At 68.1% G+C, this 11,421-nt stretch carries 7 protein-coding genes; 1 reads left to right on the plus strand and 6 read right to left on the minus strand.

The window, feature by feature from the left end; all coding sequences use genetic code 11:
- The coding region (locus ABZS58_RS50245; protein ID WP_354791852.1) for a hypothetical protein at window positions 1-482 on the plus strand (482 nt) is incomplete at its 5' end.
- A 62-nt stretch (window positions 483-544) separates the two neighbouring features.
- Here the strand turns inward: ABZS58_RS50245 and ABZS58_RS50250 are convergent.
- From ABZS58_RS50250 to ABZS58_RS50275, 6 genes are all read right to left on the minus strand, one after another.
- The gene (locus ABZS58_RS50250) at window positions 545-982 is read right to left on the minus strand and encodes a chromosome partitioning protein (RefSeq protein WP_354791853.1); all 438 of its coding nucleotides are present in this window, start codon (window positions 980-982) and stop codon (window positions 545-547) included.
- 65 nt (window positions 983-1,047) lie between these two features.
- A complete protein-coding gene (locus tag ABZS58_RS50255) occupies window positions 1,048-4,395 on the minus strand; it encodes a hypothetical protein (protein WP_354791855.1) in 3,348 nt (1,115 codons plus the stop codon).
- Window positions 4,396-4,606: 211 nt separating this feature from the next.
- Window positions 4,607-8,227 (minus strand): DUF3883 domain-containing protein, encoded by a 3,621-nt coding sequence (locus ABZS58_RS50260; RefSeq protein ID WP_354791862.1) that lies wholly within the window; start codon window positions 8,225-8,227, stop codon window positions 4,607-4,609.
- A gap of 181 nt (window positions 8,228-8,408) precedes the next feature.
- The gene (locus tag ABZS58_RS50265; protein ID WP_354791857.1) at window positions 8,409-10,007 is read right to left on the minus strand and encodes a hypothetical protein; all 1,599 of its coding nucleotides are present in this window, start codon (window positions 10,005-10,007) and stop codon (window positions 8,409-8,411) included.
- Between the two features lie 175 nt (window positions 10,008-10,182).
- A complete protein-coding gene (locus ABZS58_RS50270; RefSeq protein WP_354791858.1) occupies window positions 10,183-10,374 on the minus strand; it encodes a tyrosine-type recombinase/integrase in 192 nt (63 codons plus the stop codon).
- Window positions 10,375-10,851: 477 nt separating this feature from the next.
- Complete coding sequence (locus ABZS58_RS50275) at window positions 10,852-11,322, minus strand: tyrosine-type recombinase/integrase (RefSeq protein WP_354791860.1); 471 nt, start codon at window positions 11,320-11,322, stop codon at window positions 10,852-10,854.
- Window positions 11,323-11,421: the final 99 nt, after the last annotated feature.

Consider the following 11,421-nt stretch of genomic DNA (forward strand, 5'->3'; position numbering starts at 1 on the left):
ATGACCAGGCGCCCGCTGTCACGGCCGAGGCAGCCGAGATGTACCGCGAACTCTGCGACGCGGAGCCGGGCTTGTACGACCGCAGGCTGGCTAACATTCTCGCCATCCTCACCGCCATGCACGTCGACGCTGGTCGCCTGACCGACGCGCTCGCGCCGACGCAGGAGTCCGTGGAGGTATGGCGAACAATTGCCTCAACGGACAACGGGATCGAGTCGTTCCGCAGCTTCGGCGTTGCGATGCACCAGGCCGCTTGGGTCCGATGGCGCTGCGGCGTCGAGTTCGACATCGCGCTCAGCGACGCGGCCAAGGCATTCGGAATTTACGAGTTGTGCAACGATGGCGCAAGTGAAGCGGGCGCTGAGCGCTGCGTTGCTGCGCTCGAGCTGAGAGCGGATCTGCTCGATGCCCTCGGCGAGCCTGGCTACGCAGCCGCCGCCCGGCAGCAGCTCAACGAGAAACTGAGCCGTGACCCCGAATGACTGGCCCAGAAAGGCGGGCGGACCTCCCCAGCCCGGATAGAAGCGCTGGCCGCAGATCTGTTCTAGTGTCCGGTGCTCAGATCGCCGACAACCACCCCGGTCACGGCAACCCCACCATCGCTCGCCGTGGCATCGCCGGTGTTTGAGGCGATATACATCTGAGGCGTCGCGGCCTGCAGCCCGGCGATGAGCGGCCACAGTTCGGCGGCGAACTTCGGAGAGTCCTCAACGGCTTCCCTCAGCGCCAGTTCCACCCGCTGCCGGGTTCGGTTGCTGACCTCCACCTGCGCGGTATCCCGCCCAGCCTCCGACTCCAGCCGTTCGAGCGCGGAATCGCCGCTCAACTTCTCCGACACCAGATCGTGCAGACGATCCAGTCCGTGATCGACCAGCCGGTCGACCTCCGCGTCAGCCCGCCCGGCGGCTCGACGCACCTTCCCCCACGCATACATAGCCAGCCACCCGGCCACCAGCTCCAGACCCGTCACCACGACCTCCATCCCGCGCCACCACGTTCCGACTCCGGGATATCACCCGCCGTCAACCCGGACAATCGAAACGCCGACTACGCACCGCGCTCGGTCGCCCGGACCAACTCGTCGGCGACCGTCCTGAGTACGTCCGGCTCGACCTTGGCGAGCTCCCGCACGCAAGTGCGCCAGCCGTTGAGCCGGAGTGTCTCGGCCATCAGTTCGACCCGCCGTGGCTCGCTCGCCACGGCGATTGCCGCCAGCAGCCCGGCCCGATAGTTGATATCGCCGATGGACGCCGTAACCGCCTCGGCACGTTCGGCCTCGTCTGCGGCGACGGCGGCGTGACCGATCACCAGCAGTGCGTTGTCCTGGTTGTGCGGCCAGGTCATTGCCTGCGCGAGACGCTCCGCCCGCTCGACGTGGCCCATCCGGACTGCCGCTCGGACGCACTCGAATGCGACATGATCGCGCCAGCTGCTATTGCGCTGGGGCAGACCGAGGGCCTCGTCGAGCAGTGCACCGGCCCGGTCGCGGTCGTAGTCCGCGACCGCGACGGCGACGGCCGCGAGCGCGTCTGCGCGGTCTGCCGGGTCGTCGAGTGCGCGGGCGGCGGTCTCGGCCCGGTCCGCCAGTGTGTCGGCACGTAGCCTGTCGTCGGTTGCGGCTACGACCGACGCCACCTTGGCCAGCCCGGCTGCGCGTATCTGGCCGCTGCCGCTCCGCTCGGCGATGTCCTCCGCTCGGACCGTCGACATGTGCGCTTGAGCGGTCTTGCCGCCTTCCAGCGCGGCGCGGGCGATCTGGGTCCAGAGCTCGATGCGGGTTTCCGTGTAGGTGATGTCCTCGACCATGGACGCGGCGTGAAGCAGCTCGCCGTTGTCGATCGCCTGGCGCGCCAAGGCCGTCAGGGCCCAGTTGCGCTCGTGGTGTTCGGTCGACCGGCGGGCCAGTGCCGCAGCCCGTTGCGGCTCGCCGGCCGCGGCGACGGCACGGGCCACCTCGGTGAGCCATTGCATGCGCCAGCCCACTGCGACCATGGCATCGGCGGCGGCCTCTGCTCTGACGGCGAACGCTCGGGCCCGCTGCCGATCACCGGCCGCAGCGAGCGCGACCGCGATGCCAGCGAAGTCCCGCACCCGGATGTGTGTGGACTCGCTGGCCCGGGCGAGCCGCTCCGCTTCGGCGGCCAGCTCCGCAGCCCGGTCCGGGTGGTCATCGACGATTTCAAGGGCGATGTCGGAGAGCGCCTCCGCGCGTTCATCGAGCTCGTCGATCGACTCGGCGATGGACTCCGCGCGCTCGAGGTGGTCCACGGCGGCGAGCCGCGCGATCGTGGTGAGGGTTCTGTTGCGCATGAAACGGTCCAGTCGGCGCGCGACCGTCACGGACTGATTCAACTGGCCGATCGCGGCGAAGCCGGTGGCTACTGTGGCTACGGCCGCTGGGTAGGGATATGTGTCGTCCGGGGAGATCGGTCGTTCGACGAGTGTTGCGGCCTCATGGACCAGTGCGGCCGCCCCAGGGCGATCGGCGTCGGCCGCCACGACGGCGAGCTCGGCTAGGGCCTCGGCCCGAGCAACGGAATCCTCGATCGTCCGGGCCGCCTTCGCGGCGCGCGTGATTGCCGGGCCCGCGGCCGCTGGCTCGGCCGTGGCGATCACCTCGGCGACCGGGGTCAGGATGTTCACTTGGCTACGTACGTCGGCCACGTCGTCTGCGAGCCGTACCGCCTCTGCAGCAAGGTCGGCGGCGCGCCGAGGTTCGGTGTCGGAGAGCAGGTGGGCAAGGCCGAGCAGTGCCTCCGCCCGGGGCTCCGGTTCGGTCCGGCGCCGCGCCCAGCCCTCGGCCGCCTCTATCAGGGCGAGCCCGCGGTCGGCGTCGCCAGCCCGGATCATCGTCCGGGCAGCCGCGCCCAGTACCTGCGTGTGCAGGTGCGGTTCGATGGTCGCCTGTGCGGCAACCCGCTCCGCCAGCGCGCGGGCGCGGGCCGGGTCGTCATCAGCCAGCGCCAGTGCGATGGAGTTCATGGCCCAGACCCGGTCGACCGGGTAGGGCAGGGAGCCTGCCAGTTCCTCGGCGCGGTCGGGCTGGCCGAGGCGGGCCAGCACGCCCGGCAGGGTGCGCGGAATGTTCCGGTTTCGGTGCAGCAGGGCGTCCCGCCACACGATGAGGCGGCCGATCCCGTGCAGGTCGATTGGCTGGGCGTCGGCGAGGCGGCGCGCCGCTGCCGCGATCTCCAGCAAGGCGGCGGAGTCACCGCCGGTCAGGGCGAGCAGGCGATCGTGCCGGGCCCGGTCGGTGGCGCACGCGATCATGCGCGGGGTGTCCCCGATGCTCCGGAGCAGCTCGGGGTAGCCGCGCAGCAGATACTCCGGGGTGTCGTCCGGCCAACCCGCGGCCTGGTGGCGCTCGGCCCAGTCGTGGATCTGAGTGCGATACGACCCGAGGCGCTCCGTGCCCAGCTCCTCGATCGTCTGGCGGTGCAGCTCCTCATGCCCCAGGACGTAGACCGGTGTGGCGGGGTTCCAGTGGCCAGCCCGCCGGTCGAATGTGCGCGCGCTCAGCCTCGGCTCGATTCTCCAGACCGGCGCGCCCATCAGGGTGGCCAGGTCCGCTGCGGACAGGCCGCCTCCGGCAGCGGCGAGCAGGCCCAGCAGATCCTGGTCCGCCTCGGTCCCGCGCAGCAGATGCGCCAGCTCACGCTGGGCGTCCATGCGGATGACCGCGGTGTGCGGGGATTCCGCCAGGTCGATCACGGTGCCGGAGTCGCGCAATGGATGATGGTCCGGCACGTCGGCGGGCAACGCCGGGTGGGGTCGCGTGCTCACGACCACTCGCATCCCGGTCGGCGGACGGGCCGGCAGCAGGGCGGCGATGCTGTGGGCATCCGCCTCCGCCGTCATCCCGCGGTCCTCGTCCAGTCCGTCGACGACCAAGACGAGCCGTTCGCCGCGGGCCGCGCAGTCCTGTACCGCCCGCGCGTACCGGTCCAACAGCACACTGGGTGCGTTCGCCTCGGTCAGGGCCGGAGCCGGCTCGCCCAACAGTTCCGCGAGCTGCCCCGCGACGAGCTCGGTGAAGCCAGTCCGGTCGTTGTGGCCCGCGTGCCGGGCGGTGACGAAGAAGGAAACGATTCGCACCCCGTCCGGTGGGTGCATCGCGAACCAGGACAACAACCCCGATTTCCCCGCCCAGGCGAGAGCGCGCCAGGCGAGGTACGCGGGCGCAGGGTCCGGCGCCGTGCAGAAGGCCGCCAACTGGGCCAGCTCCGACTCACGGTCCAAAAGGTCCGACGGAGCGATAGAGCGAACAAGCTCCCGGTAGTCGGACCGTGCGGGAGCCGATCCCAGCGCGGTGATGATGGCGGTGCCGCTTACCGCAATGGACCCGCCCTCAGCGTGGGCCGAGCCGGTATTCTGGGCGACGTTTCCGGTCACCATGCCTCCGATCGGGTCACCGGTGATTGTGCCCGGACTGGCGCTGTTGTTCTACAGAGTCGCCGTTGATCGGCGGGTGCTGGCATCAGAGGGCTATCGGGCTGAGCGCGTTCGGCGTGGCGCTGTTGTGTTTGCCGCAGATACCTCCGGATCGCGACCATGATCACATCGGGCGAGATCGGTGCAGGACAGACTGAACCGCAGCGGGACTACGCTACGTCATGGTGAACGCCAGACGCATCGCACTGCCTACGACTCGATACCGCTTGAAGCCGGCCGGGCCGAACGGGTTCGGTAGTGGGATGATCCGGCATCGGCTCGGTTCAAGAACGTCAGTTACGAACAAGATGGTGTAGATCTCGTCAGCCGACAGATCCTGCGCCTGCCGGACCTCGGTCTCGCCAAGGTTGAACTGCGGCACCTGGCCCGTGGTTGCCTTGACCTCGAACAGATACGTTCGTTCGTTGGTGACGATGCGGAAGTCGAAGCCGAGCGTGTCATTACCTTTGCCGTCGGCGAGGATGTCGTTGCGGTAGCCCGACACCCAGCTTTCCTCGCGCGGAACGCCGTACTGCCGGTACAGCCATTCCGCGGCAACGATCTCGCCGGTAAGGCCGATCAGGCGGGTCTTGCCTGGATCGACGCCGACCGACGCCCCACCCCACCAGCCGCCGCTCGCCCGGCTACTCCCCTTCTCGGCCTCGGGCTGTTGCTCGGACAGGATCGCGGGTTCGGTGGGCGTGTCGAGGAGTTCAGGGCGGACGCTGTCACGGACGGCGTCGGCAAGGCCGGCGAGGTCCAACTCCCGATCTGCGTACATCTTGCCGCCGAATGTCACGTTGGACGCGGCTCGGCGGCGTTCATCCTCCTCGACGTCGAGTCTCTGGCGGACTTCGGTGGTGTGAGCTTCGGTGAGACCGAGCTCGGCTCGGTGCAAGGAGAGCGGCATTCCTGCTGGCCACTGTCCATTGCTGTGCAGCCAGGTGATGACCGCATCGGAGCTGGTCTGGGCGAAGTCGAACTGGCCGGCCTGGGTCATCGCATCGGCGACGACAGCGAACTCCGCCGGTCGGGTGTGCTGCTGTGGGGCGTGCCGCAGCAGCCAGGCGTCGACCAGCGGGCGGGCGGAGGACAGGATTCCACGCAGCGCTCGCCGGTTGTTCTCCCGCATCGTGTCCACCGGATGTGGTGCCGTCTCCCCGCTTTCTGGTAGTTGCGCGTGAAGCCACGCTTCGGCATGCCGGCTGAGGACGTCCTCCGGCACCTCCCAGTAGCGATCGAGCCAGGCGTCGTCAGCGACGAGGCCGGGCAAGTGCTGAAGCCGGAGATAGTCCTGCAGCGACTGGCCTGTCCGGAAGACAGGCAAGAAGGCATCGCGGACCCGGTCGCGCAGTCGTGGCCGGTGCACCTGCAAGTACGCCGCAACCTGACGGGCGTGACCCTCCTTGTTGTGCAGCACCGGCAGCCCCAGTGCCCTCCAGTTGGCGTTGGCGACGCCGAGTTCGACTCCGAGAGAGCGGACTGCCGCCAGGAGGTCGTCGTCGGCGGCGAGCCCGACGAACCGGTCAGCGTCCAGCCCGTGACCGGTGAGCCATTCGTGAAGCTCCTCCGTACTGTCGATCCCGTCGCGCTGGCCTTGGAGCTCGTTGGCGAGTCCGGGATCGACGCACGCCACGATGGGGATGATGCGGGAGAGTTCGGCGAGCGAAGCATCCCGGTCGGCCATGAGCGCCATCACGTCGTCGATCCCGACACCGAGCACCGCGGCGATGTCCGCGGGCTCGGGTGTGGCGCCAGGACCACACCGCTGCTCGAGATCGATCGCCGCGAGCCGGAGGGCATCTGCTGCTGCTGGCATCTCGATGAGCGTGGCGATGGCGTCGCTCGCGGCCTGCACGATTTGCCACATCGAGGTCAGGTTCCGGCCTGCCACCGCCAGCCGCGGAGGCTTGTCGGCGGCGATGAGGAACGATTGCGACGGGCGGTCGCTGGGGACGACGTGACCGTCGACGGAGGTGCTTCGCCGGGCGGCGACGGTCAGCCGGGCGTCACCGAGCCGGTCAGCTGCCTTGGCTAGCTGCGCGGCCGACGGCGGGAGGGCGCGACTGTTGAACTCGATCACGCTCAGCACGTACATGGTCAGCCAGGGGCCGACCTCGCCGAGCAGCGATGTGTAGACGCAGTCGTCGGCAGGAAGGCCGTCGAGCAGCACACTGACCGTCGCGTCGTTGGTGCTGCGCAGTGCCTCGGCGCCTGTTGCCGCGAGCAGGCGGCGGACCGCCGTGGCCAGGACCGGGTCGCGGACCGGCAACATCAGCACCGCGACCTGTTGCAGGAGCCGCTCCTTGTGAGTTCCGGCAGGGTCGGCGACGTACACGATGTCGGCTTCGGGGCCGAGGTCCACGACCTCCAAGCGGCCAAGCCGGGAGACGACGGCTTCGGGCCGCGCGCGGTGAGAAACACTCCCACCGGTGGCGACCAGGTCCTTCCACGCCGTCTCATACGCCCTGCGTACGGCCATGGCCAGTTGGCTGCGGACGCCGAGGGCGCGCTCTTGCACCAGGTCGGTGATCTCCTGCAGTCGGGCCGCGGCCGTTGCCGGGTCGTCCCAGAACCGGGTGCCAAGCCTGCTGAGCCGCTCAAGCACTCGATCGGTGGCGAGACTGCGGTAACGCGCGGGTTGGGCGCGCAGATAGTCGGGTGTGTCGCCCTGCCGTATCCACCAGGCGTCCGCCAGCGTGCTCAAGGTCAGATCCTTACGCCGCAGGGGTGTGGTCTGCGGCAGCCAGGCGGACGTGGCAAGGAAGGCCGCCAGCGGCGTCGGCCATGCAGGCTGATCGGCGCCGCGCACATAGCGGAACTGCAGGGCACTGTCCGGCCAGATGGCCAATCCGTGGAGGATCAGCTCGGCGTAGATCTCGCGGCATTCCACGTCGAACGCGTGATGGTCGACCTGTCCCGGCAGCACGGCGATGCCCGGGCTCGGCGTGTACGGCACCGTCATGAACTGCGGCTTGAGGCGGGGCCACCGCGCGACGTATGCACGCCAGATCTCCTGCTGCGCCGCTGGTACATCGATCTGCAGGTGCGGCACGTGCACCGGGTCCGCGACCTGATCGCCTCGCAACGCGAGCCCCGCATGGGTAAACATCTTTGGGACGAGGCCGTGCTGGACGCCAGCGTGTTCGAGGAAGGTCCGCAACGCCTCGACCCGAACGTCCCCGTCCCGGAGCATCGTGGCCGGTGGCGCGATCAGCGCTGCTGCAATGCCGGTAAGCGCGCGTGAAACCGGAGCTCCTCGACGGAGCAGTCGCACGAGAAGGTCGTCGACGTTTCGACGCTCCCCAGGCCAGCCGGTGCCGAAATACGCGCCTCTGGCCGGTCGCCATCCCTTGGCCACTGGTACAAGGAGACCGGCGTGAGCGACTACATCGGCCGCGACCTCGCGAGCGGCACCGGACCAGACGTCGAAGGCGAAGATGAGGCAGGCAAGCAGATCCGGCGCTGCCGCCGGATCGACGCTACGCATCGTCTCACCGATCAGGTCGAGAACGGCGTCCGTGCGGTACTCCCGAAGCAGGTCCTGGTTTTCCAGCCAGATCCGGCCGGGCCGTAACCGGCGGTTGGCGTCGGCGGTCCGCCAAGGAAGGTCGGGATGGGTGAACACCAGCCGCGCCGCGACCGCTGGCGGTGGGGTCAGTGTCGGGACCGCGTCGCCGGGCTGCGGTGCCAGGAAGACAGCGACGCCGCCTTCCTTGCCGGATCCTGCGGCGATGACGGCGCCGTCCCTGTCGACCAGAATCCGCCGTCCGACCAGTTGCCCGCCCTTCGGCATCACCGACGACAGGTCGTCATACAGCGTCGCCCACCGTTCAGCGTCGAACGGCTGATCGCCGAGGTGCGTGGCGTACCGCTCCGCCCACTCCGCGAGCTCCTCGTCACGTGGCTGCAGCACGAGCCGCCGAGCCGCCGCGAGCCGTCTGAGCCCTTCCTTGCGATGGGGGTGCAGCCGCGGGTCAATGAGGTGCTCGACGCCGGACGCAACGACCGTCTCCGCCGTGAACTGGATTCCTCGGCTCTCCCAGAGCCGGCCGGTGGTTATCGTCGTGCGGGGTGAGCGCCCCAACGCTGGAACGAAGGGCAGGGTGTACAGATCCTCCTGCCGCCGTTCGAAGGCACGTACCAGCCTGGGCAATGCTTTCTGCTGCCAGGTGAGCAGATCCACGACCGACTCGGCCGGCAGGTCGACCTGCCCGGTAACGGCCAAAACCGCGGCCTGCGCGCACAACTCGGCGACACGGTCCAGCAACAGGGAGTTCAGCGGAATCGTCTCGTCCAGCGTGCGCCGGTCGAGCCGGGCAAAGAACGGGGCGTTGACGAAGCCGGACAACGGCGCGTGCGCGTCCTCCCCCCATCGGCAGGAACGTGTACAGCCGTCCCTTCGCAAGTACATCGTCCATCGGCAGGGCAACGCAGACCTGCCCGTCGCCCTTCCACTGCTCCCAGTTGGCGCTCATCAGCCCGTCTTTGCGGCCATCCGCGATCGCCGCGCGCATGTCGCTCTCCGGGACCCGCAACCGCAGCATCATGAACCGCTTCGCGTCCTGCAGCAGCACCTCGTCGATCACGAGGTCATCCGTGCTGAACAGCCGACTCACCTTCCTGCGGAGGTTAACCGGTTTCGCCGCACGGTCCGAGCGAGTCCAGCGAACCGTCAACTCGCCGACGCGGTCCAGGAAGAGATGCAACGGCACTTCTGGCGCCGTCAACTCCTTGAGCTGCTTGCGCGCCCGCCCGCGTGCCTGCTCCGAACGCAGTACCAATCGGACCACGGTCGCGAAGCCCTTGGCCTGATACGACTGCACCTCGTCCGGCAGGTCGTCAAGCGGAATGGGCACCTGCAGGGATGCGACGTTCTCCCGGAGATCGTCCCCCAGCCCGGGCCGGTCCGGCGCGACCCGTTCGGCGAGCCCGTCGAAGTCGGCGGGTCTGGCGAACCGGAAGCAGTAGCCGTCGAACCCCGCCGAACTGGCATCGGCACGGCTATACACCTCGGGGCTCCCGGCGAGCTGCAGCACGCTTTTGAAGCCGACGCCCTTGTTGCCGATGCCCTCGTCCGGCCGCTTACTCGACATCGCGATCCGGCACATCGCTGGAAAGTCGTCGTGGCTGATCGGATCGCCGCCGTTCGCCACATACAGCACGCCCCAGCGGCCTTCTTCCTCATGGAGTAGGAACTCCAACTGGCCGTCCGACCGGTCTGCGGGGTGTGCGTCGTGGCCGTTCTGGAGCAGCTCGATGAGCGTGCGCCCGTCGTAGTCACTGGCGACGATGCCTTCGATGATCTCCTTGTGCTCGCGAGCCATCGGCTGGCCGACTTCCCGCCCCCGCAGGAACATCTGGGCCACGCCGTCGGCCTGGTACAGAATCCGCCGGCGATACTCGTCACTCGCGTCCGCACCGTGTTGCATACCGGCAGTGTGCCAAACCTGCATACCCCACTCCGGCGTCGCCTGGAATACCGGAGCCACGGTGCCGCTCTCGGCGCTCCTGGCCGGTTCCGGACAGCGATGAATTGCGCTCGGATCGCTCCCGGTCAGCTCCTGGCAGTTCAAGGCCGCAGCGGACTGTTGCCGTACCACGCAGCACATCCCGACCTTGTTTCCCGGCGGCCATGCAACTGCCCTCGTCCGCCCTTCGCCAACTCGGTCGTAGGTACCGCGCTGCCGCCCCACGGCAGCGCGGAGCGCTGTTGCCGTCTGCCTCACGGAGGAGCCTTATGCGTTGACGTCACGGCGTGATGAGTTCGGCGATGTACCCGGTGGCCTGCCGTCGTCGGGTCGCGTTGACGCGGGTGTAGTAGCGCATGAGTGTGCCGGGGTCGTGGCCGAGGCGTTCGGCGACTTCGTGGATGTTGTACCCGTCGTCAAGCAGGGTGGAGGCCAGTAGGTGTCGGATCTGGTGCGGTCCGATCCGGCGCACCCGGCGCCAGAGGCGAGCCGGCTGGTGACGTTGTCCGGCCGCAGTGGTTGGCCGGTGCGACCGGTGAACATCTACCGCGAACGGAACGCTAACGGACGGCACCCCGCGACACTGACAGCACTTGATTTTGCGTCAAGTGCGACGTGTACAAAAGGGACCAACATGGTGTTGACTAGAGTATTCTGCCCGGATTTGACCGAATTATTGTTAGCGCATCCGTTAGCGCGCGCTAACAAGAACTGTCCAATGTGTACATCATGAGCTTGAATATTCCCAGCCCACACTGTCGGGACGGCGGGATTCGAACCCACGACCCCTTGACCCCCAGTCGTCGGAGGCCCCAGCGACGTGCTCAAGCACGTTCTCCCAGGTCACCGAAAGCATAAACCGGCCGAGTAAAGGGGTCCAACGGATCACCTCATCGTGACGACCGTACGTGCGAGCGCCGGACCTACCGGTCCCATCCACCTGCCCAGGTCAGGGCGCGATGAGCTCAGCGATGTGCAGGGTGGCCTGGCGGCGGCGGGCGGCGCCGACCCGGGTGTAGTAGCGCATGAGAGTGCCAGGGTCGTGGCCGAGACGTTCGGCGACTTCGTGGATGCCGTATTCGTCATCGAGCAAGCTTGAGACCAGCAGATGCCGGATCTGATGCGGTCCGATCGGGCGGACCCCGGCACCTGCCGCGAGGTGGTTGAACCGGCTGGTGACATTGTCCGGCCGCAGCGGCTGCCCGGTACGACCGGTGAACATGTACCGCGAACCCGCCGGCGCCTTCGCGTGCACTTTGGTGGTGGTCAGAATTGTGAGGGTCGCCTCGTCCAGCAGCAGAGTGCGGATGCCGTTGTGGGACTTGGGCGGCTTCTCCCGCACCTCGCTTGTCGGGTCTTCGACCACCCGTTGCCGGCACACCTTGAGACTCCCCTGATCCGGCTCCAAGTCCTGCCACATCAGCTGCTAGCGGACAGTGAAAAATCCTTGCTGACGGACAGTTGAGTCCCGGCTCGCGGACACCGGAATTCCTGGTGGGCGGTCAGGTGATCTCCGTCA

The organism is Dactylosporangium sp. NPDC005555 (genome assembly GCF_040605635.1).
Taxonomy (GTDB): Bacteria; Actinomycetota; Actinomycetes; order Mycobacteriales; family Micromonosporaceae; genus Dactylosporangium.